The sequence below is a fragment of the Streptomyces sp. NPDC088387 genome (assembly GCF_044753385.1).
Taxonomy (GTDB): Bacteria; Actinomycetota; Actinomycetes; order Streptomycetales; family Streptomycetaceae; genus Streptomyces.
In genome coordinates this window covers 384,976-408,587 of record NZ_JBIVNC010000006.1, presented here as the reverse complement: position 1 = coordinate 408,587, position 23,612 = coordinate 384,976, and the positions used below count along the sequence as shown (strand labels likewise).

The 23,612-nt window shown below is 74.2% G+C and carries 5 protein-coding genes; 1 reads left to right on the top strand and 4 read right to left on the bottom strand.

The window, feature by feature from the left end; translation table 11 throughout:
- Window positions 1-9: 9 nt before the first annotated feature.
- Both ACIQAC_RS18795 and ACIQAC_RS18790 read right to left on the bottom strand, forming a co-directional pair.
- Complete coding sequence (locus ACIQAC_RS18795; RefSeq protein ID WP_402192394.1) at window positions 10-2,520, bottom strand: FtsX-like permease family protein; 2,511 nt, start codon at window positions 2,518-2,520, stop codon at window positions 10-12.
- Window positions 2,520-3,323, bottom strand: coding sequence for an ABC transporter ATP-binding protein (locus tag ACIQAC_RS18790; RefSeq protein ID WP_402192391.1), 804 nt, complete (start codon window positions 3,321-3,323; stop codon window positions 2,520-2,522). The genes ACIQAC_RS18795 and ACIQAC_RS18790 overlap by 1 nt, the downstream gene beginning before the upstream one ends.
- A 396-nt stretch (window positions 3,324-3,719) precedes the next feature.
- Between ACIQAC_RS18790 and ACIQAC_RS18785 the strand changes: the two genes are divergently transcribed.
- On the top strand, window positions 3,720-3,968 hold the full coding sequence (locus ACIQAC_RS18785) for a hypothetical protein (RefSeq protein ID WP_402192680.1): 249 nt from the start codon (window positions 3,720-3,722) through the stop codon (window positions 3,966-3,968).
- A 105-nt stretch (window positions 3,969-4,073) separates the two neighbouring features.
- On the opposite strand, the gene ACIQAC_RS18780 is transcribed toward ACIQAC_RS18785, so the two are convergent.
- Together ACIQAC_RS18780 and ACIQAC_RS18775 are read right to left on the bottom strand one after the other, a co-directional pair.
- The gene (locus ACIQAC_RS18780) at window positions 4,074-8,045 is read right to left on the bottom strand and encodes a type I polyketide synthase (RefSeq protein WP_402192389.1); all 3,972 of its coding nucleotides are present in this window, start codon (window positions 8,043-8,045) and stop codon (window positions 4,074-4,076) included.
- A gap of 26 nt (window positions 8,046-8,071) precedes the next feature.
- Window positions 8,072-23,557, bottom strand: a complete 15,486-nt coding sequence (locus ACIQAC_RS18775; protein WP_402192387.1) for an SDR family NAD(P)-dependent oxidoreductase — start codon at window positions 23,555-23,557, stop codon at window positions 8,072-8,074.
- Window positions 23,558-23,612 lie beyond the last annotated feature (55 nt).

Genomic DNA, 23,612 nt, shown 5'->3' with positions numbered 1-23,612 from the left:
GGGGGTGGCTCACGCGGCCTTCACCGTGTCCACGGCGGGGGTGCGCATGCCGCGCCACGAGGGCAGCAGGGTGGCGCCGAACACGAGGAGCAGGGATCCGCCGACGATGGCGAGGTAGATGCCGATGGATCCGGAGGGCAGATACGAGTCGCTCTTGACGAGGCTGTACGGGACGATGGTGGTCGCCGAGGCGATGGTGCCGAGGACCGTGGCGACGACTCCGATCAGCACCCCCTCGACGGTGAGCATGCCGATCACCTGGCGGCGGGTGGCGCCGGTGAGCCGCTGGAGGCCGAACTCGGCGCGGCGCTTGCGGGTCACCGACACCAGGGTGTTGACGACCGTGATCGAGGCGTATCCGACGATCATCGCGACGATGGTGTAGTTCGCGGAGACCAGGATCTGCTGGATCTGGTTGTTGCGGCCGGCCAGTGAGGAGCTGTCGTCGAGTTCGCTGCCGGGCAGTTGGGCGGCGAGCGCGGCGAGGCCTTCGTGTGCCTGGTCGCCGCTGCCGGAGTCGGCCCGGACCAGGATCTGCTGCGGCAGTCCGTCGCCGGCGTGCGGGGCGAGCAGCGACGCGGGCAGGGTCAGGTAGGGCTGCTTGGGGTTGTCGGCGTAGAGGGCCACGACGGTGGGGCTGATCTCGGTGCCGTCGCCGAGGTGCATGGGCAGCTTGTCGCCGACCTTCACCCCGTACTCCTCGGCCTTCTTGTCGGACAGGGCGACCGTGTCGCCGTTCAGTGTGGTGAGGTCACCGGCCACCTTGGGCAGGTCGAGGCTCTGCACGACTCCGTCGGCGGAGACTCCGCGCAGGTCGACCTCGGCCGGGCCGTCGGGGCCGTCGACGAAGCCGCGGCTGGTGACGAACTCGGAGGCCGCGGCCACGCCGGGCGTCTCGCGCACCCGGTCGACGACGTCGGGGTCGAATCCGCCGGTCGTGGAGTCGAGGACGTAGTCGGCGAGGACGTTCTGGTCGTAGGAGCTGCGCGAGACGTCGTTCTCGGTGGACTGCATGTAGAGGGTGCCGGTGGCGATGCCGATCAGCAGGACGATCGGGGCGACGGCGCCCGCCATCCGGACGTTGGCGGTGGCCGCGTTGCGCAGGGCGAGCCGGCCGGAGAGCCCGGAGAAGGCGCGCACCGGCAGCTTCAGCAGCGCCACCATGAACTTGGTGATGCCGGGGGCGAGCAGGGCGAGGCCGATGCAGAAGAGCACGGAGGCCGGTCCGGCGGTGCTGGCGAGGGTGGGGCCGTCCTCCATGACGGTGGCGGTGGCGACGGCCAGGCCGATGCCGTTGGCGAGGAAGAACAGCGCGAGCAGCAGGCGCGGCACGTTGAACCACTGGGTGCCGACGGTGGATTCGGCCAGGGCGGCGACCGGTTCGGTGCGGGCGGCCCGCCGTCCGGCGAAGCGGGTGGCGCCCGCCGCGGCGAGGACGGTGACGATCGCGCCGACGGCCATGGGGATCCAGCCGGCGTGGTAGGCGATCGACGACGAGACGACACCGCTGGAGGTCAGGACCGCGAACAGGCCACGGCCGATGGCGTATCCGGGCAGCAGGGCGAGCAGCACGGAGCCGACCGACAGGACGGCCGTCTCGGTGAGGATCATGCGGCGCAACTGCTGGGGGGTGGAGCCGACGGCCCGCAGCAGCGCCATCTCCCGGGCGCGCTGCTGGAGGGAGAGGCTCAGGGTGGAGGCGACACCGAACATGACGATCAGCACGACCGACGAGCCGAAGACCGCGGCGAGGATGACGACGGTGCGCTGGCTGGCCAGGGTGCCGGGCAGTTCGGCGAGGCCGCGGCGCTCGCCGGTGAGCACCTCGGCGCGGTCGCCGACGGCGGTGCTCACCGCGTCGGCGACGGTGGTGACGCTGCTGCCGGCGGCGGGCAGGACACCGATCGAGTCGATCCGGCCGCCCGCGAGGGTGCGGGCCTCGTCGTCCGTGAAGAACACCGCCGCGTCCGGGTTGTGGCCGCCGCTCTGGTCGGCGATGCCGCTGACCCGGAACTGCCGGGTGGTGCCGTCGACGACGACGGCGACCGTGGAGCCCGTGCGGGCACTGGCCTGTTCGGCCAGTTCCGCGTCGAGGACGACCTCGCCGCCGGCGACGGGGGATTTGCCGGCGGCGAGGGTATAGGGGGTGAGCCGGGCACTGGCCCAGCCGTGGCCGTACGAGGTCGAGTCGTCGGTGACCGGCTTGCCGTCCTTGAGGACGGTGGCCGGGAACGAGACGTCGGCGACGGCCTTGTCGACGCCCTTGACCCTGGCCACGTCGCCGACCAGTGCGGGGTCGATGCGGTGGCGCTCGGTCAGGGCGGCGGAGTCGTAGGTCTGTTCACCGGTGACGACGACCGGCGCCTCCTGGAGGCGCTGCGGGTCGGCCGCCATCCGGACGCCGGTCTCCATGAGTCCGCCGCAGCCGATGACGATGGCGGCGCCGAGGAACATGGCGAAGAAGGTCGCGATGAAGCTGGTCCTGCGGAACTTCAGGGTGCGCAGTGCGAGACGCCACATCAGAACCGACCCCCGGAGGGCTGCGGCGCGGCCTGGCGGTGGTTGTCGTCCTCCCAGGCACCGAGCCTGGTCATCCGGGCGGCGACGGCGTCGGCCGTCGGCCGGAGCAGTTCGCCGGCGAAGGCGCCGTCGGCGAGGAACACCACGCGGTCCGCGTAGGAGGCGGCGACCGGGTCGTGGGTGACCATGACGAGTGTCTGGCGGGCGTTGTCGACGGACTCGCGCAGCAGGCCGAGGACGGATGCCGCGGTGCGGGTGTCCAGGGCGCCGGTGGGCTCGTCCGCGAAGACCACCGCGGGGCGGGTGACCAGGGCGCGGGCGATGGCGACGCGCTGCTGCTGGCCGCCGGAGAGTTCGGCGGGCAGGTGGCCGAGGCGCTCGGCCAGTCCGACGCGCTGTACGACGTTGCGGATGAGGGCCTTGTCGGGGCGCTGTCCGGCCAACTGGAGGGGGAGGGTGATGTTCTGCATGACCGTCAGCGCCGGGAGCAGGTTGAAGGCCTGGAAGATGAAGCCGATCCGGTCCCGGCGCAGCTTGGTCAGCTGGTTGTCGTCCAGGCCCGCGAGGTCCGTGCCGCCGACGACGACCTTGCCGGAGGTGGGCTGGACGAGTCCCGCGGCACAGTGCAGGAAGGTGCTCTTGCCCGATCCGGACGGACCCATGACGGCGGTGAAGGTGCCGTCGGCGAAGCTCATGGAGAGCCCGCGGAGCGCGGCCACCTGGCTGTCGCCTCGGCCGTAGGTCTTCGACACGGCGTCCAGCCGTACCGCCTCCGTCTGACGGAGGTCCTGTGAAGTGTGCACTGGGGGCTCCCCTATGAGATATCGCGCTTCTCACGCGGTGTCTGTGAACCAGCCTAGAAACGGTGCGGCCGCGGCACATTGGCATTGACAGGCCGGTTCGAGGTAGAGGTTTCTCTACCTCGGCACACCAGGTTCGGGCGGACGGCGTGTGAAATCTGTGGTCTTCCTGTCAAGGTCGAGGAAACTTCCCCCGCATCGATAACTGCCTGCACTTTGACGGAATATCTCCCTCCCCTTCGAAGGGTTCGCTTATCACCAGTGTTGTCGGGCCCTTTGTGCGGGTACCGTCGGAACGACAGAAGAAGCTGCGATGGATGGGACGTCCAATGGCCAGGACAACCGACCGCCCCAAGGCGACGGGAAAGCACCGCGTGGGGCGCGGAGGATCGCGACGTGATGCGACCTGACCTCGAACTGACCGCGCAGGTCAGGCCCGACGGATTTCTGGAGCTGGTCTCCCGGCGGACCGGGAGGCGGCACCGTTGCGGCCCGCGCGGTACCACGATGTGGCTGGCGCTCCAGTGGAGCGACTGGCAGCCCGAATTGGCCGCGGAGGGAATCGCCATGCAATTGGGTGTGGATCCGGACAGTATCCGCTGCGATATCGAGGCATGGTTGGCGCATTTCCGCGAGGCCGGCGAGTGAAGAAGCCGCGGAGCGCGAACGGTCATTGGACCGTCACGCTCCGCGGTGTGACCGGCCTCCGTCGCACAGTCGGAGGCCGTCGTCTTTTTCCCGGCGGCGTCGAAACTATTCCGGTGATTTCGCGTCATGGGATGCCACATCGGTCAGCCAGGTCTCGACCGCTCCGGCCGTGGCGTCGGCGAATTCCTCCAGAATCGTGAAGTGGGTGCCGGGCACGTCGACCGGCCGGTGCTCGGCGGACCAGGTGGCCCGCCAGTCGTCGGCGCCGGTCGCGAACGACTCCGTGGGCCGCACGAACAGCACGGGTGCGGTGAGTGCGCCCGGCAGACAGTGCTGGATCAGGTCGCTGTAGCGGCTCATGGCGGCGAGCCGGGCCGTGCCGAAGCCGCCGACGTGCGACTCCCGGTCGAGCATGCCGTCGAACATCTGCCGCCAGAGGTCGTCCTTGCCCTCGTCGCCCGGCAGATAGGTGTCGAGCAGCACCACACCGGCGGCGGGCCGGCCGGTCTTCTCCATGATCTCGGCGGCAGCGTGGGCGAACTGGCCGCCGGAGGAGTAGCCGACGAGGACGTATGGCCGCTCGTCCGGGCAGGACCGGCGGATGCCCTCGACGACCACCTCCACCACCGCCTCCACGGTCCGCGGCAGCGCCTCGCGCGGCCCGAAGCCCGGGACCGTGGGCACCACGACGTCACGGCGGCCCTGGAAGTACCGGGCGAACCGGGCGTACTGGTGGGCGCCGCCGAGTGCCATCGGCGAGGGCAGGCAGATGAGCCGGGGTCCGGTGTCGCCGGTGGCGAGCCGCACCGGGTCGGTGACGTCGTCGAGTTCGGCGAGCGACGAGAAACCGGGGAGAATCTCGGCCACAGTTCGCAGCAGCTGGATGGCCTGCTCCATCCGCCCGTCGGCCGCGGCGCGCCGCACGAGCCCGCTGATCGACTCGAGTCCGGCGTCACCGGCGGCCCGCGGCGGCCCGCCCTCGGCGAGGTGTTCGCGCACGGCGACGGCGAGGGCGGCGGGTGTGCGGTGGTCGAAGACGACTCCGGCGGGCAGTGTGCTGCCCAGGCCGGCGCCGAGGGCGTTGCGCAGTTCGGCGGCGGACACCGAGTCGAGGCCGATCTCCAGGAACACGGCGTCCGGTTCGACGGCCTCGGCTCCCGCGTGACCGAGGATCGCGGCGGTCTGCGCGCGGATCACCTCGGTCAGCAGTGCCTCCTGCTCGTCGGGCGAGGCACCGGCGAGGCGCTGCCGGAACGGGCTCGCGTCATGAGTTCCGGAAGTCCCGGCGATCCCGGCGGTCCCAGCCGTCGCCGGGATCTCCGCGATCCCGGTGATCCCAGTGGTCCCGGTGGTCCCGGTGATCCCCGCGATGTCGGCGGGCGGTACCGGCTCGGTGAGCGCCCCGGTGGTGAGGGGCACCTCCGCGTTCAGCCAGTACCGCTCGTGCCGGAACGCGTAGGTGGGGAGTTCCGCGCGGGTCGTGCCGGGGAAGAGCGCCGCCCAGTCGGGGGCGAGTCCGTCGGTGAACAGCCGGGCGAGGCCCGCCATGAGGGCCGTCGGCTCACTGCCGTTACGGCGGCCGAGCGCGACGAAGACCGTACCGTCGCCCTCCGCGCAGGAACGGGCGAGACCGGTCAGTACGGCGTCGGGTCCGAGCTCGACGAAGCGGCCGGCGCCCGCGGCGGTGAGGGAGCCCACGGCGTCGGCGAACCGGACCGTCTCCCGCACGTGCCGTACCCAGTAGCCGGGGTCGCGCAGCAACTCGCCGTCGGCGAGGCGGCCCGTGAGGGTCGACACGATCGGGATCACCGGCTCGCGGAAGGTCAACTTCTCGGCCACGGACCGGAACTCGTCGAGCATGCCGTCCATCAGGGGCGAGTGGAAGGCGTGCGAGACGGCGAGCCGTTTGGTCTTGCCGAAGCCCTCGGCGGCGGCGAGCACCGCCTCCTCCTCGCCCGAGAGCACCACGGCGTTCGGGCCGTTGACCGCGGCGAGCCCGACCCGGCCGTCGAGGCGCGGCCGCACCTGCTCCTCGGTGGCCTGTACGGCGACCATCGCGCCGCCCTCCGGCAGCGCCTGCATCAGCCGGCCGCGGGCGGCGACCAGTGTGCAGGCGTCGTCCAGGTCGAGCACGCCGGCCACATGGGCTGCCGCCAGTTCCCCGACGGAGTGCCCGGCGAGCAGGTCGGGCCGGACGCCGAGCGACTCCAGCAGCCGGAACATGGCCACCTCGAAGGCGAACAGCGCGGTCTGCGCGTACTGCGTGCGGTGCACCACGCCGGCGTCGTCGCCCGCGAGCAGGTCGACGAGGTGCAGTCCGAGCCGGGTGTCGACCGCGTCGAAGGCCTCGGCGAACACCGGGTAGTGGGCCCGCAGTTCAAGGCCCATTCCGAGCCGCTGGGCGCCCTGGCCGGTGAACAGGAACGCCGTGCGCGTCCCGCTCCTGGACCTGCCGGTGGTGGCCGTGGAGGCGGGTGTGCCGTCGGCGAGGGCACACAGGCCGGCCAGCAACTGCTCCCGGTCGGCGCCGGTGACGGCGGCCCGGTGGTCGAAGGTGGTGCGCCTGGTGCCGAGGGCGCGGGCGATCGCGGCGGGGTGCAGAGCGGGCCGGTCGCTCAGGTAGCCGTAGAGCCGCTCGGCCTGGGCCGGGATCCCCTGTGCGGAGCGGGCGGACAGGGGCCAGACGGTCACCGGGGTCCCGGCCTCGGCCTCCGCCGGGGCCGCGTCCTCGGCGGACGGCTCCTCGATGATCGTGTGGGCGTTGGTGCCGCTGATGCCGAAGGAGGAGATGCCGGCCCGGCGGGGGCGGTCGCTCGCGGCCCAGGGCTGCTCCTCGGTGAGGAGCCGTACGCGGCCCGCGTCCCAGTCCACCTTCGACGACGGCCGGTCGGCATGCAGGGTCTTCGGGAGCACCCCGTGCCGCATGGCCATCACCGTCTTGATGACACCGGCGACTCCGGCGGCGGCCTGCGTGTGACCCAGGTTCGACTTCACCGAGCCCAGCCACAAAGGCAGTTCGCGATCCTGGCCGTAGGTGGCCAGCAGGGCCTGCGCCTCGATCGGGTCGCCCAGGGTGGTGCCCGTACCGTGCGCCTCGACCACGTCCACGTCGGCCGCGGACAGCCGGGCCGAGGCGAGTGCCTGGCGGATCACCCGCTGTTGGGACGGACCGTTGGGCGCTGTCAGGCCGTTGGACGCGCCGTCCTGGTTGACCGCCGAGCCGCGCACCACCGCGAGCACCGCATGCCCGTTGCGGCGGGCGTCCGAGAGCTTCTCCAGGACGAGGACGCCCAGGCCCTCGGAGAAGCCGGTGCCGTCGGCCTCGTCGGCGAAGGAACGGCAGCGGCCGTCCGGGGAGAGGGCGCCCTGGCGGCTGAACTCGACGTAGGTGCCCGGCGACGCCATCACCGTCACTCCCCCGGCCAGCGCCAGCGTGCACTCGCCCTGCCGCAGCGCCTGCGCGGCGAGGTGCATGGTGACCAGCGACGAGGAGCAGGCCGTGTCGACGCTGAGCGTCGGGCCCTCCAGACCGAGGGTGTAGGCGACCCGGCCGGAGACGATACTGCCGGACCCGAAGCTGCCGAAGTAGTCGTGGTACATGACGCCCGCGAAGACACCCGTACGGCTGCCGCGCAGCGAGACGGGGTCGATGCCGGCGTTCTCCAGGGCCTCCCAGGAGCCCTCCAGGAGCAGCCGCTGCTGGGGGTCCATGACGAGGGCCTCGTTCGGGCCGATCCCGAAGAACCCGGCGTCGAAGTCGCCCGCGTCGTGCAGGAATCCGCCCTGCCCGGTGTAGGAGCGGCCCGGCACACCCGGTGTCGGGTCGTACAGGTCGGGGTCCCAGCCGCGGTCGCCGGGGAACGCGGTGATGCCCTCGGCGCCGTCCCTGAGCAGCCGCCACAGGTCCTCCGGGGACCGGACGCCGCCCGGGTAGCGGCAGGCCATGCCGACGATCGCGACCGGTTCCCGGGCCGCCGCGGTCAGGGCGCGGTTGCGTTCCCGCAGCCGCTCGATCTCCTTGAGCGAGGCCCGCAGGGCCTCGACCATCCTGGTGTCCGGGTTCTCGGACTCGGCCATGGTCCTCTTCCTTGTCACGGGCTTCGTCACAGGGCGTCGTCGTCCCCTACGAGATCGTCGAGCGCCATGCTGATGAGGCTCTCGGCGTCCATCGCGTCGATCGACGCGCGGCCGGCCTCGTCGGCGGTTGCCGGGTCCTGCGCGGGCCGCAGTCTGGCGAGTTCGAGCAGACCGTCCAGGAGTCCGGCCTCGCGCAGCCGGGCCACCGGGATGGCGGCGAGCGCCGCCCGTACGGTGTCCTCCTCCGTGCCCGGGGTGTCGCCGGTGCGCGGTGCCAGTTCGGCGGTGAGGTGCTCGGTGAGCGCGGTCGGGCTGGGGTGGTCGAAGACGAGGGTCGCGGTCAGCCGCAGGCCGGTCGCCTCGTTGAGCCGGTTGCGGAACTCGACGGCGGTCAGTGAGTCGAAGCCGAGGTCCTTGAAGGGCAGTTCGGCGTCGAAGTCCTCGATGCCGAGGACGGCACGGGCCTCGTCGCGGACCAGCCGCAGGAGCCGCTCCGACCGCTCGCCGAAGGCGAGTTCGGCCAGTTCGCGGCGGAGTGCGCCGCCCGCGGCCGACGCCGTGGCCGTGGTCCGGCGCGGGGTGCGCACCAGGGAGCGGAGCAGCGGGGCGACACGGTGGGCCTCGCGCGGGGCGAGGTCCAGGTGGGCGGCCAGCAGGACCGGTTCGGTGCGGGCGGCGCCGGTGTCGAACAGGGCGAGCCCCGTCTCCGCGTCGAGGGCGAGGACTCCGCCGGAGGCCATCCGCCGGGTGTCGGTGTCGTCGAGCCGGTCGGCCATGCCGCCGCTGCCCGCCCAGGCGCCCCAGGCGAGCGAGACGCCGGGCAGGCCGAGCGACCTGCGGTGGGCGGCGAGGGCGTCGAGGAAGGTGTTGCCGGCGGCGTACCCGGACTGGCCGGGGCTGCCGAGCAGACCGGCGGCGGAGGAGAAGAGGACGAACGCGGTCAGGGGGCGTTCCCGGGTGAGTTCGTGCAGGTGCCAGGCCGCGTCGAGCTTGGGCCGCAGTACGGCGTCCAGCCGGTCGGGCTCCAGCGAGGTCAGTACGGCGTCGGCGACGATGCCGGCGGTGTGCACGACCGCGGAGACCGGGTGCTCGTCCAGGACCCGGGCGAGGGCGTCGCGGTCGGCGGCGTCGCAGGCGACGACGGTCACCTCCGCGCCGAGCCCGCCGAGTTCCGCGGTCAGCCCAGCCGCGCCGGGTGCCTCGGGTCCGCCGCGGCTGAGCAGGACCAGCCGTTCGGCGCCGTGCTCGGTGACGAGGTGCCGGGCGACGAGCCGGCCGAGGGCGCCCGTGCCGCCGGTGACGAGCACACCGCCGGACCAGTCGACCGGGGCGGGCTCGGCGACGAGCGGGGCGCGCACCAGCCTGGGCGCGCTCACCGCGCCCTCGCGCAGCGCCAGTTGGGGTTCGCCGGAGGTGACCGCGGAGGGCAGCAGCCGGCGGGAGGCGTCCGTGTCGTCGAGGTCGACGAGGACCAGCCGGTCGGGGTGCTCGGACTGGGCGGAGCGGATCAGGCCCCACGCGGTGGCGGCGCCGGGGTCGGTGATGTCGCCGGGTCCGGCCGCGCCCCGGGTGACCACCACGAGGGTGCTGTCGGCGAGGCGGCCGTCGATCAGCAGGTCCTGTACCTGGTCGAGCAGGCCCAGGACGTTGGTGCGGATGGCGTCCGGTCCGTCGCCGCCGGGGTGCAGGACGACGACGGTGTCGGGGGCCAGTTCGGCGGCCTCGCCGAGGTCTTCCACCACCACGGTCTCCGCGACCTCGCCGGCCATGGCGGCGGCGAGTTCCTCCCGGCCGGTGCCGAGGACGACCCAGCGGCCGGCCTGCGGGGCGGCGGTGATGGACACGGGCGCCCAGTCGAGGGCGAACAGGTCGTCGTGGCCGCCCGCGGCGGCGGCGGCGATCCGCTGCGGGTCGACGTCGCGCAGCGACAGCGCCGCCACCCGTGCCACGGACCGGCCGCTCTCGTCGGCGGTGTCGATCCGCACCGCGCCGGTTCCGGCGGGGGCGATCCGCACCCTGAGCGCGCCGGCACCCCGCTGGTGCAGTTCCACACCGCTCCAGTTGAAGGGCAGCGACATACGCTCCGCGGCTCCGGCGCGCAGCCCGATGGTGTGCAGGGCGGCGTCGAGCAGGGCCGGGTGCACGCCGAACGCGGCTCCGTCGGTGGTGACTTCGACCTCGGCGTACGCCTCGTCGCCTCGCCGCCAGGCCGCGCGCAGCCCCTGGAAGCGGGGGCCGTACTCGGCGCCCAGCTCGGCGAGGCGTTCGTAGACGCCGTCCAGGTCGACCGGTTCGGCGCCGGGTGGCGGCCAGGCGGTGAGGTCGTGGCCGGGCCGTTCCTCGGCGGGCCGCAGCAGGCCGGTGGCGTGGGTGGTCCACGGATCGCCGTCGCCCGCCGCGGAGTACACGCGGAAGGCGCGGCCGCCGTTGTCGTCGGGTTCGCCGACCGTGCACTGGAGGCGGACGGCGCCGTCCTCGGGCAGGGCCAGTGGTTCGGTGACGGTCAGGTCCTCGACCGTGCCGCAGCCGACGCGGGCACCGGCGGCGAGGGCCATCTCGACGAACGCGGTCCCGGGCAGCAGCGCCACTCCGCCGACCCGGTGGTCGGCCAGCCACGGGTGCTCGGCGAGGGCGAGGTGGCCGGTGTAGAGGGTGCCGTCGGCGCCGGCGAGTTCGACGGCGGTGCCGAGCAGCGGGTGGTCGCCCGCGGCGCGGGGCAGGCCGACGTCGCCGGTCATCCAGTAGCGGCTGCGCTGGAAGGCGTAGGTGGGCAGGTCCGAGCCGTCGCGGTGGGGCAGCAGGGCCGCCCAGTCGACGGCGGCGCCGTGTACATGGAGGGCGGCGAGGCCGGTGAGCAGGGCCTCGGTCTCCTCGCGGTCCTTGCGCAGCAGCGGGACGACGGCCGTCCCGTCGGGCAGGCAGTCGCCGGCCGCCGAGGTCAGCGCGTTACCCGGTCCGACCTCCGCGAAGTGGCGTGCGCCGCCGTGGTGCAGGGCGGTGACGGCGTCGGCGAAGCGGACGGCCTCGCGGGCGTGCCGCACCCAGTAGTCGGGGGTGGACAGCTCGTCGGGGGCGGCCGGGGCGCCGGTGAGGGTGGAGACCAGCGGGATGCGCAGGGTGCCGTATGTGAGGGATGCGGCGATCTCGCGGAACTCGGCCAGCATCGGCTCCATCAGGGCCGAGTGGAAGGCGTGGCTGACGGCGAGTTCCTTGGTGCGCTCGAAGCGGGCGGCGAGGGCGCGGGCCGGTCCCGCGGGGCCGGAGATCACGACGGAGGTGGGGCCGTTGACGGCGGCGATCCCAAGGCCGCCTTCAACGCCGTCGCCATCGCCATCGCCATTGCCGTTGCCGTTGCCGTTGCTCTCGCCGAGCAGCTGCGTGACCTCGTCCTCGGTGGCGCGTACGGCGATCATCGCGCCGCCCTCGGGCAGCGCCTGCATGAGCCGGCCGCGGGCGGCGATCAGCGTGCAGGCGTCCTTCAGGCCGAGCACACCGGCGACATGGGCGGCGGCGTACTCGCCGACGGAGTGCCCGGCGAGCAGGTCGGGCCGGACACCGAACGACTCCAGGAGCCGGTACAGGGCGACTTCCACGGCGAACAGGGCGGGCTGGGTGTACTCGGTGCGCTCCAGCAGCTCGGCGGAGTCCATGACCTCGGCGAGCGGCCGGTCGAGCAGCGGGTCCAGGTGGGCCCGCACCTCGTCGAAGGCGGTGGCGAAGGCGGGGAAGACCGCCGCGAGGCGGGTGCCCATGCCCGGCAGCTGCGAGCCCTGGCCGGAGAAGAGGAAGGCGAGCCGGCCGTCGGTGGCGGTGCCCAGGACGCCGGCCTGGGGGGTGCGGCCCTCGGCCACCGCCCTGACTCCGGCGGTGAGTTCGGCCGGGGTGGCGCCGAGGACGGCGGCCCGGTGGCCGAGTCTGGTGCGGGCATGGGCGAGCGCGCCGGCGAGGCGGTGCGGGTCGGTGTCCTGCGTCAGGTACTCCAGCAGACGGGCCGCCTGGGCGCGCAGGGCGTCAGGGGTGTGGCCCGAGAGCAGCCACGGCACGGTGCCGGTCGCCGGGGCCGTGGTGGGTTCCGCCGGCTCCTCGGGGGGCGCGGCCTCGACGATCACGTGGGCGTTGGTGCCGGAGATGCCGAAGGAGGAGATGCCCGCGCGGCGGGGGCGCCCCGGGTCCGGCCAGGCACGCGACTCGGTGAGGAGCCGGACGCCCGCGCCCTCCCACTCGACGTGCCGGGAGGGCCGGTCGACGCCGAGGCTGGCGGGCAGGGTCTCGTTGCGGATCGCCTGGACCATCTTGATGACACCGGCGACACCGGCGGCGGCCTGGGTGTGACCCAGGTTGGACTTGACCGAGCCGAGCCACAGCGGGCTGTCCTCGGTGTGCTCGGCGCCGTAGGTCGCGATCAGCGCCTGGGCCTCGATCGGGTCGCCGAGCGTGGTGCCGGTGCCGTGCGCCTCGACGACGTCGACGTCGGCGGCGGGGACGCCGGCGGCCTCCAGGGCGCGGCGGATGACGCGCTGCTGGGCGGGGCCGCTGGGGGCGCTGATGCCGTTGGATGCGCCGTCCTGGTTGACGGCGGTGCCGCGCAGTACGGCGAGGATCTGGCGGCCGTTGCGGCGGGCGTCGGAGAGCCGTTCGAGGAGCAGGACGCCGGCGCCCTCGCCGAAGCCGGTGCCGTCGGCGGCGTCCGCGAAGGGGCGGCAGCGTCCGTCGCGGGACAGGCCCCGGTGCCGGCTGAACTCCACGAAGGTGCCCGGGGTGGCCATGACGGTCACGCCTCCGGCGAGCGCCAGTGAGCAGTCGCCGTCGCGCAGGGCCTGGGCCGCCAGGTGCATCGCGACCAGCGACGAGGAGCAGGCCGTGTCGACGCTGAGGGTGGGGCCCTCCAGGCCGAGGGTGTAGGCGACGCGTCCGGAGACCACGCTGCCGGAGCCGAAGCTGCCGAAGTAGTCGTGGTACATGACGCCCGCGAAGACGCCGGTGTCGGAGCCGCGCAGGGTGGCCGGATCGATGGAGGCGCGCTCCAGGGCCTCCCAGGACGTCTGGAGGAGCAGCCGCTGCTGGGGGTCGGTGACCAGGGCCTCCTCGTCGTCCATGGCGAAGAACGCCGGGTCGAACTCGCCCGCGTCGTAGAGGAAGGCGCCGTGCCGGGTGTAGCTGGTGCCGGGGCGGTCGAGCGTGGGGTCGTGGAGGTTGTCCACGTCCCAGCCGCGGTCGGCGGGGAACTCACCGACGGCGTCCCGGCCTTCGGCGACCAGCCGCCACAGGTCCTCGGGGGAGGTGATGCCGCCCGGGAAGCGGCAGGCCATGCCGACGACGGCGATGGGCTCGTCGGCGGTGGTCTCCCGGGTGGCGGTGCGGACGGTCGCCGCGGCGAGGGTGCCGGTGAGTTCACCGAGCAGGTAGCGGGTGAGTTCGGCCGGGGTGGGGTGGTCGAAGACCAGGGTGGCGGGCAGTCTGAGGCCGGTCGCCGCGGAGAGCTTGTTGCGCAGTTCCACGGCGGCGAGGGAGTCGAAGCCGAGTTCGCGGAAGGCCAGGGTGCGGCCGACGTCCTGCGCGGAGCGGTAGCCGAGAATCGTCGCCACGTGGCTCTGCACCAGCTCGGTGAGGAACGGCTCGCGCTCCCCCTCCAGCAGCCCGGCGAGCCGCTCCCGCAGCGCGTCGGCGCCACCGGCGGTGCTCGGCCCGGTGGCCGCACCCGACCGGCGTACCGGCACAAGACCGCGGAACAGCGGTGCCAGATCGTCGCCCTGGGCGCGCAGCGAGGCCATGTCGAGCTTCACCGGCAGCACGGCCGGGTCGGTGCCGCGCAGGGCGGCGTCGAACAGGGCGACGCCCTCCGCGGTCTCCAGCGGCGCGACTCCCCCGCGCGCGATGCGCGTACGGTCCGTGTCGTCGAGGGTGCCGGTCATGCCGCCCGCCTGGGCCCACAGTCCCCACGCCAGCGAGTGGGCGGGGAGGCCGAGGGTGCGGCGGTGTGCGGCGAGCGCGTCGAGATAGGCGTTGGCGGCCGCGTAGTTGGCCTGTCCCGGTGAGCCGAGGGTCGCGGCCGACGAGGAGAACAGCACAAACGCCGACAGGTCGAGGTCCGCGGTGAGTTCGTGCAGGATCCAGGCGGCGTCGACCTTCGGCCGGAACACCGCGTCGATCCGCTCCGGGGTGAGGGAGGTGAGTACACCGTCGGCGAGCACACCGGCCGCGTGGATCACGGCGGTGAGCGGCCGGTCGGCCGGTACGGCGTCCAGGACGGCGGCGAGCGCGGTGCGGTCGGCCACGTCGCAGGCGACGCTGCTCACCTCGGCGCCCAGTCCGGTGAGTTCGGCCGCGAGGCCGGCGGTGTTGCCGCTGCGGCTGAGCAGCAGCAGGTGCCGGACGCCGCGTTCGGTGACGAGGTGGCGGGCGAGGATGCCGCCGAGGGCGCCGGTGGCACCGGTGAGGAGGACGGTGCCGGTACCCAGGCCGGCTGTGGCGTCCGCCTCGGCGCCGGTGCCCGAGTCTCCTTCCTCGCTCTCCCCGCCGGTGGTCACGCGGGCCAGTCGCGGCACGTGCCACGCCCCGTCGCGCAGCGCCAGATGCGGCTCCCCGGTCGCGAGCGCCTCCGCGAGACGTCCGGCGTCCGGCTCCTCGTCCGTCTCGATCAGCACGATGCGGTCGGGGTTCTCCGACTGTGCGGAGCGGACCAGGCCGCCGACGGCGGCGCCCGCCGGATCGGTGCCGGTGACGACGACCAGGGTGGTGTGGGTGAGGTGCTCGTCGGCGAGCCGCGTCCGCAGCTGGTCGAGCACGGTGTCGACGGCCGCCCGGGTCTCGGCGGCTCCGACGCCGGCCGGGGCGAGCAGGACCTCCGACGCCGTGGCGGTCCCGGAGGGCGGCGGGGCCGGTATCCAGTCGACGCGGTGCAGTGCGCCCGCGCGGGCCGTACGGGCCGCGGCGGCCAGGGTCTCGGTGCGCAGCGGCCGCAGGGTGAGCGAGTCGACGGTGGCGACGGGCGCGCCGGTCGGGTCGGCGAGTGTGAGGGTGACGGTGCCCTCGCCGGTGGAGCGGACCCGCACGCGCAGTGCGGTGGCGCCGGTGGCGTGCAGCCGTACTCCGGACCAGGCGAACGGCAGCAGCGCCTCGTCGCCGGCCGCGTCGGTGAGGCCGACGGTGTGCAGGGCGGCGTCGGACAGGGCCGGGTGCAGACCGAAGCCGTCGGGGGCCGCGTCGCTCGCGACCTCCGCGTACAGGCCGTCGTCGGTGCGCCAGGCGGCCTTGAGGCCCTGGAACAGGGGGCCGTAGCCGAGGCCGAGGGCGGCGAGTTCGTCGTAGAGGCCGTCGAGCGGTACCGGTTCGGCGCCCTGCGGGGGCCATGCGGTGAGGGGCTCGGCGGTCGTGGGGAGGGTGCCGGTCGGGGCGAGGAGGCCGTCGGCGTGGCGGGTCCACGGGAGGTCCTCGTCGGGGCTCTCCGGGCGCGACCAGATACCGACCGGGCGGGTGTCGCCGTCGGGCGGGCCGACGGTGACCTGGAGCTGGACGGCGCCGTGGTCGGGCAGGACCAGGGGTGCGTGCAGGGTGAGTTCGGCGATGTCGCCGCAGCCGACCTGGTCGCCGGCGCGCAGCGCGAGTTCCAGGTGGCCGGTGCCGGGGAAGAGCAGCGCGCCGCCGACGCGGTGGTCCTCCAGCCAGGGCTGGGTGCCGGGTGAGAGGCGGCCGGTGAGGACGGCGCCCTCGCTGTCGGCGCGGACCAGCGCGGCGCCGAGCAGGGCGTGGTCGGTGGGGTCGAGTCCGGCGGAGGTGACGTCGGCGCCGGTCGCGGTGGAGTCCAGCCAGTACCACTCGTGCTGGAAGGCGTAGCCGGGCAGCGGCACCCGGCGGGCGGCGCGGCCCTCGGCGACGGCGGTCCAGTCGACGCCGGCGCCGTGGGTGAAGGCCTCGCCGAGCGCGGTGAGCAGCCGGTCCCGGCCGCCCTCCTCGCGGCGCAGGGAGCCCACGGCGGCGACGGCGTCGTTGGTCTCCTGGATGCCGACGGTCAGTACCGGGTGGGGGCTGGACTCGATGAACAGGTGGTGTCCGTCGGCGACGGTGGCGAGCACGGCCTGCTCGAAGTGCACGGTGCCGCGCAGGTTGGTGTACCAGTAGTCGGCGCCGAGGTCGGTGGTGTCGATCGGGGCGCCGGTGACCGTGGAGTAGAACGGCACCTGGGTGGCGCGGGGTTCGATGCCGGCGAGGACCTCGGCGAGGCGCTCGCGCAGGGTCTCGACGTGGGCGCTGTGGGAGGCGTAGTCGACGGGCAGCCGCTTGGCGCGGACCTTCTCCGCGCGCAGCAGGTCGAGGAGTTCGTCGAGGGCGTCGGAGTCGCCGGACACCACCGTGGAGGCGGCGCCGTTGACGGCGGCGACCGACAGCCGGCCGTCGAAGGCGGTGAGCCGAGCGCGGACCGCGTCGGCGCCCTCGCCGACGGACATCATGCCGCCGGATCCGGACAGCAGTTCGGCGATCGCCCGGGAGCGCAGCGCGACGACGCGGGCGCCGTCCTGGAGGGTGAGGGCGCCGATCGCGCAGGCGGCGGCGATCTCGCCCTGCGAGTGGCCGATGACGGCGGCCGGGGTGACGCCGAACTCGCTCCAGGTGTGCGCCAGGGACACCATCACGGCCCACAGCAGCGGCTGGACGACGTCCACGCGGTCGAGTCCGCCGCGCAGTTCGGTGTCGAAGTCCCAGTCGGTGTACGGCTTCAGCGCGGTGGCGCACTCGGCCATGCGGGCGGCGAACACCGGGGACTCGTCGATGAGCCGGGTGGCCATGCCGGACCACTGGGAGCCCTGTCCGGGGAAGACGAACACGGGCTTGGCGCGGCCGGGCGCGGTGGACTCGACGAGGCCGGGGGCGGTGCCGCCGTCGGCCAACGCGGCCAGGGCGCCGCGCAGTTCGTCCGTGTCGGCGCCGGTGAGGGAGGCGCGGTGGGTGAAGCGGGCGCGGGTGGTGGCCAGGGACCAGCCGACGTCGGACGGGTCGAGGTCCGGGTGGGTGTCGAGGTGGCCGAGGAGCGCGGCGGCCTGGCCTGCGAGGGCGGCGGGGGTCTTCGCGCTGAGCAGCCACGGCACGGCGAGGCCCGGGGCCTCGGACCGCCGGGACTGCGCGGGGGCGGCGGCGATGGGCGCCTGTTCGAGGATGACGTGGGCGTTGGTGCCGCTGATCCCGAAGGAGGAGACACCGGCCCGGCGCGGCCGGCCGAGCTCCGGCCAGTCGCGCTGCTCGGCCAGCACCCGCACGTTCCCGGCGTCCCAGTCGACCTTCGTGGACGGGGCGTCGACGTGCAGGGTCCGAGGCAGCACCCCGTGCCGCATCGCCATGACCATCTTGATGACACCGGCGACACCCGCGGCGGCCTGGGTGTGCCCGATGTTGGACTTGACCGAGCCGAGCCACAGCGGGCTGTCCTCGGGCCGGTCCTGCCCGTAGGTCGCGAGCAGCGCCTGCGCCTCGATGGGGTCGCCGAGGGTGGTGCCGGTGCCGTGCGCCTCCACCACGTCGACGTCGGCGGTGGTGAGCCGGGCGTTCTCCAGTGCTTCGAGGACCACCCGCTCCTGGGAGGGGCCGTTGGGCGCGGTGAGGCCGTTGGAGGCGCCGTCCTGGTTGACGGCGGTGCCGCGGACGACGGCGAGGATCTCGTGGCCGTTGCGGCGGGCGTCGGAGAGCCGCTCGACGACCATGACGCCGACCCCCTCGCCCCACACCGTGCCGCCCGCCGCGTCGGCGAACGCGCGGGTACGGGCGTCGGGGGCGAGCGCGCCCTGCCTGCTGAACTCGATGAACGTCTCCGGGGTGGCCATCACGGCGACGCCGCCGACCAGCGCGAGGCTGGACTCGCCCTGCCGCAGCGACTGGGCGGCCAGGTGCAGCGCGACCAGCGACGACGAGCAGGCCGTGTCGACGGAGAGCGACGGTCCTTCGAGGCCGAGGGTGTAGGCGACGCGGCCGGAGATGATGCTGCCGGAGCCGAAGCTGCCGAAGTAGTCGTGGTACTGGACGCCGGCGAACACTCCGGTGCGGCTGCCCTTGAGGCTCTGCGGGTCGATGCCCGCGTGCTCCAGCGCCTGCCAGGACGCCTCCAGCAGCAGCCGCTGCTGGGGGTCCATGACGAGGGCCTCTTTGGGGCTGATGCCGAAGAACGGGGCGTCGAAGTCGCCCGCGTCGTGCAGGAACCCGCCCTCGCCGACGTAGGAGGTGTCGGGGCGCTGCCGGGTCGGGTCGACGATCCGGTCGGCGTCCCAGCCGCGGTTGCCGGGGAAGGCGCTGATGGCGTCGGTGCCGTCGGCGACGAGCCGCCACAGGTCGTCGGGGGTGCGGACGTCGCCGGGGTAGCGGCACGCCAGCCCGACGATCGCCAGCGGCTCGTCCACGCGGGACGTGGTGGTACGACGGCCCCGGCGCGCCCCGGTCCTGGCCGCGCCGCCGACGAGGGTGCCGAGGTGGGTGGCGAGGGCCTCGGGCGAGGGGTGGTCGAAGACGAGGGTGGCGGACAGCCGCTGTCCGACCTCCGCGGACAGGGAGTTGCGCAGTTCGATCGCGGCGAGCGAGTCGAAGCCGAGGTCCTTGAAGGCGCGGTCGGTCTCGACGCTGCCCGGGTCGGTGTGTCCGAGGACACCGGCCACGTGGGCGCGGACGGTGTGCAGCAGCGCTTCGGCGCGCTCCTCGTCGCCGAGTGCGGCCATCCGGTCGGCGAAGCCGGCGTCGGTGCCCTGCGCGGACGCCTCCCGGCGGACCGGGCGGCCCGCGAGCGCGCGGAAGACGGGGGCGAGTGCGGCGCCCTGGGCGCGCAGCGCGGGCAGGTTGAGCCGTACCGGCACCACGGTGGGCCGGCCGGCGCGCACCGACAGGTCGAACAGGGCGGTGCCCTCCTCGGCCGACAGGGCGTTCATGCCGCCGCGGGCGATGCGGGCGTGGTCGGCCTCGTCGAGGGAGCTGGTCATACCGCCGGTCGGGGCCCACGGCCCCCAGGCCAGTGACACCGCGGGCAGGCCCTGGGTGTGGCGGTGGGCGGCGAGGGCGTCCAGGAAGGCGTTGGCGGCGGCGTAGTTGCCCTGGCCCGGGGCGCCGACGGTGCCGGCGACGGACGAGAACATCACGAACGCCGCGAGGTCGGTGGTCAGTTCGTGCAGGTGCAGGGCGCCGAGCGCCTTGGGGGCGAGGACCGTGTCGACGCGCTCGGGGGTGAGCGAGGCGACCACTCCGTCGTCGAGCACACCGGCGGCGTGCACCACCGCGGTCAGCGGTTGTCCGGCGGGGACGGCGGCGAGGACGGCGGCGAGGGCGTCCCGGTCGGCGAGGTCGCAGGCGTGGGCGGTGGCCGTGGCGCCGAGGTCGGCGAGTTCGGCGATCAGTGCGTCGGCGCGGCCCGACCGGCTGAGCAGGGCGAGGTGCCGGACGCCGTAGGAGGTGACGAGATGGCGGGCGAGTACCGGGCCGAGGCCGCCGGTGGCGCCGGTGAGCAGGACGGTGCCCTCGGGGTCGAAGTCGAAGTCCGGTGCGTCCGCGGGGAGTTCGGCGCGGACGAGCCGGGCGGCGCGGGCCGCGCCGCCGCGCACGGCGACCTGGGGTTCCCCGGTGGCGAGGACCGCGGGCAGTACCACACCGGCGTCGGCGCCGGGTTCGAGGTCGACGAGCGTGAACCGGTCCGGGTTCTCCGACTGCGCGGACCGCACAAGACCCCATACGGCGGCACCGGCCAGGTCGGTGACGTCCTCCCCGGCGGCGCTCACGGCGCCGTGGGTGACGACGGCCAGCGGGCGCGGGTCGTCGTCCTGGAGGGCGGCGAGCGCGGTGTGCAGCGCCTCGCGCACGGCGGCCGGGCCGGAGCCGGGCGCGCTGCGCAGGATCCGGTGGCCGGCGTCCGGGACGTCCGCCTCCAGGGGCAGTGGCTGCCAGTCGAGGGTGAACAGGGCGTCGGCGGTGGTGTCGCGGGCCGCGCGCAGGTTGGTGAGCGGGCGGGCCGCGAGGGAGGTGACCGTGGCGACGGGTGCGCCGCTCGCGTCGGCCAGGTCGACGGCGAAGGCGTCGGTGCCGGTCGGCACGAGCCGGGCCCGCAGTACGGAGGCGCCGACGGCGTGCAGGGTGACGCCCGCGAACATGAACGGCAGCCGGGCGGTGTCGTCGGCGGAGCCGTCGCCGAGCAGTGCGAGGGCGTGCAGGGCGGCGTCGAAGGCGGCCGGGTGCAGGCCGAAGCGGGGTGCGTCGGCGGCGGGCCGCTCGGGCAGCCGTACCTCGGCGAAGACCTCCTCGCCGCGCCGCCAGGCGGCCGTCAGGGCCTGGAAGGTGGGGCCGTACTCCAGGCCCGCGGCGGCGTGCCGCTCGTAGAGGCCGGTGGTGTCGAGGGGTTCGGCGTCCTCGGGCGGCCAGACGTCGAGTCGGCTGCCCGGGGTGCCTGTGCCGGTGCCGAGCAGGCCGGAGGCGTGCAGGGTCCACGGTTCGTCGGCGGGCAGGCTCTCGGCGCGGGCGTACACGTGGACCGTGCGGGCGCCCGACGGGTCGGGGGCGCCGACGGCGACCTGGACCCGCATACCGTCGTCGTGGGGCAGGACGAGCGGTATCTCCAGGGCGAGTTCTTCGAGATGGCCGTAGCCGACCTGGTCGCCCGCGCGGACGGCGAGCTCGACCATGGCGGTGCCGGGGACGACGACGTCGCCGCCGACGACGTGGTCGGCGAGCCACGGGTGGCTGCGCGGCGACAGCCGTCCGGTGAGCACGGCGCCGTCGGAGTCGGCGAGCATGGTGGCCGCGCCGAGCAGCGGGTGGTCGGCGGGGTCCAGGCCGGCGGAGCCGACGTCGCCGACCGTGACGGCGGTCTCGGGCCAGAACCGCTCGCGCTGGAAGGCGGTGGTGGGCAGGTCGAGGGTGCGGGCGCCGGTGAACAGCGCGGTCCAGTCCACGTCCGCGCCGCCCGTGTACAGCTGGGCGACCGCGGTGAGCAGGGTCTCGGTCTCGTCGCGCTCGCGGCGGGTGGCGGCGGCCAGCACGGCGTCGGTGTCCGTGCCGTCGGCGGCCAGGCACTCGCGGGCCATGGCGGTGAGGACGGCGTCCGGGCCGAGTTCGAGGAAGCGGGTGACCCCCGCGGCGGCGAGGGCGCGGATCCCGTCGTGGAAGCGGACCGCCTCACGCACGTGCCGCACCCAGTAGTCGGGGGTGGCGATGTCCTGGGTGGCGAGGGCACCGGTGACGTTGGAGACGACGGGGACGGTGGCCCGGTGGAAGGTGAGGGTGGTGACGACGGACCGGAAGTCGGCCAGCATCGGCTCCATCAGCGGCGAGTGGAAGGCGTGCGAGACCTTCAGCCGGCGGCTCTTCCCGAAGTGCGCGGCCACGTCCTCGGCCTCGGCGGCGTCGCCGGAGATCACCACGGAGTCGGGGCCGTTGACGGCGGCGATGCCGACCCGCGCGGTGAGCAGCGGCCGGACCTCGTCCTCGGTGGCGCGTACGGCGATCATCGCGCCGCCCTCGGGCAGCGCCTGCATCAGACGGCCGCGGGCGGCGACGAGGGTGGTGGCGTCCTTCAGGTCGAGGACGCCCGCGACATGGGCGGCGGCGATCTCGCCGATGGAGTGCCCCGCGAGGTAGTCGGGGGTCAGGCCCCAGGACTCGACCAGGCGGTACAGGGCGACCTCGAAGGCGAACAGCGCGCTCTGGGTGCGGGCGGTGCGGTTCAGCGGTTCGGGGTCGTCGCCGAGGACCAGGTCGCGCAGGTCGTCGTCGAACAGGGCGCAGATCTCGTCGAAGGTCCGCGCGAACACCGGGAAGTGCGTGTGGAGTTCGCGGCCCATGCCGGCCCGCTGGGCGCCCTGTCCGGTGAACAGGAAGGCCGTCTGGCCCTTGCGGACGCGGCCCGCGGCGGCGCCCCGGCCGCCCTCGGCGACCCGGGCCGTGGCCGTCACGAGCGTTTCGAGGTCGGCGCCGAGCACCACGGAGCGGTACTGGTGGGCGGTGCGGGTGGCGGCGAGGGAGTGCGCCACGTCGACCGGGTCGGCGTCGGCCACTGCGTCAGGCAGCCGGGCGGCCTGCTCGCGCAGGGCGGCCTCGGTGCGGCCGGTGAGGACCCACGGCACCAGGGGCGGCGCGCTGCGCGGCGCGGCCTCGGTGTCCGCCGGCTCCTCGGCGGGGGGCTCCTCCAGAATGGTGTGGGCGTTGGTGCCGCTGGCGCCGAAGGAGGAGACGGCGGCGCGGCGCGGGCGGCCGAGGTCGGTCCAGGGCCGGTTCTCCGTCAGCAGCCGGACGCTGCCCTGGTCCCAGTCGACCTTGGTGGACGGTGTGCCGGCGTGCAGGGACCTGGGCAGGATTCGGTGGCGCATGGCCATGACGGCCTTGATGATGCCGGCGACACCGGCCGCGGCCTGTGTGTGCCCGATGTTGGACTTGACGGAGCCGAGCCAGAGCGGGGCGTCCTCGGCCCGGTCCTGCCCGTAGGTGGCGAGCAGGGCCTGGGCCTCGATGGGGTCGCCGAGGGTGGTGCCGGTGCCGTGGGCCTCCAGGAGGTCGACGTCGGCGGTGGTGAGCTGTGCGCCGGCCAGCGCGGCCCGGATGACCCGCTGCTGGGAGGGCCCGTTGGGGGCGGTGAGGCCGTTGGAGGCGCCGTCCTGGTTGACGGCGGAGCCGCGCACGACGGCCAGTACCTCGTGGCCGTTGCGGCGGGCGTCGGAGAGGCGTTCCAGCGCGAGCATGCCCGCGCCCTCGCTCCAGCTGGTCCCGTCGGCGCTGTCCGCGAAGGACTTGCTGCGGCCGTCGACGGCGAGACCGCGCTGCCGGGAGAAGGCGACGAAGTTGTTCGGCGTCGACATCACCGTCGCGCCGCCCGCGAGGGCGAGGGTGCACTCCTTGTTGCGCAGCGCCTGTACGGCGAGGTGCACCGCGACGAGCGCCGAGGAGCAGGCGGTGTCGATGGTGACGGCCGGGCCCTCCAGGCCCAGGGTGTAGGAGATCCGGCCGGAGATCACCGCGGCGAGCACACCGGTGCCGAGGGCGGCCTCGCTGTCCTCCGGCATCCGGGCCAGCAGGTCCTTGTAGTCCTGGCCGTTGGTGCCGGCGAACACCCCGATCCGGCCGCCGTGCGCCGAGTCGGGGGCGATGCGGGCCCGCTCCAGGGCCTCCCACGACACCTCCAGGAGCAGCCGCTGCTGGGGGTCCATGGCGACGGCCTCACGGGGGCTGATGCCGAAGAAGTCCGGCTCGAACCCGGCCGCGTCGTCCAGGAAGCCGCCGCGGGTGACGTAGGTCCTGCCGGTGGCGTCCGGGTCGGGGTCGTAGAGCGTCTCGTTGTCCCAGCCCCGGTCCTCGGGGAAGTCACCGATGGCGTCGGTGCCGTCGTGGACGAGCTGCCAGAACTCCTCCGGCGTGCTCACGCCGCCGGGGAAGCGGCAGCTCATGCCGACGATGGCGATGGGTTCCCGGTCCTGGGTCTCCACCTCGCGCAGCCGTTGACGGGTCTGGGCCAGGTCGGCGGAGACACGCTTGAGGTAGGAGAGCAGCTTTTCGTCGTTGGTCATCGGGTGTCGCCACTCCTGTGCGAAGAGGTGTACGCAGTCGGCCGGGAGTCGTGGG

What these genes read in the sequence shown, in the direction of transcription:
- ACIQAC_RS18795 (WP_402192394.1), bottom strand. Translation starts at nt 2,520, where the DNA reads ATGTGGCGTCTCGCACTGCGCACCCTGAAGTTCCGCAGGACCAGCTTC.
- ACIQAC_RS18785 (WP_402192680.1), top strand. Translation starts at nt 3,720, where the DNA reads ATGCGACCTGACCTCGAACTGACCGCGCAGGTCAGGCCCGACGGATTT.
- ACIQAC_RS18780 (WP_402192389.1), bottom strand. Translation starts at nt 8,045, where the DNA reads ATGGCCGAGTCCGAGAACCCGGACACCAGGATGGTCGAGGCCCTGCGG.
- ACIQAC_RS18775 (WP_402192387.1), bottom strand. Translation starts at nt 23,557, where the DNA reads ATGACCAACGACGAAAAGCTGCTCTCCTACCTCAAGCGTGTCTCCGCC.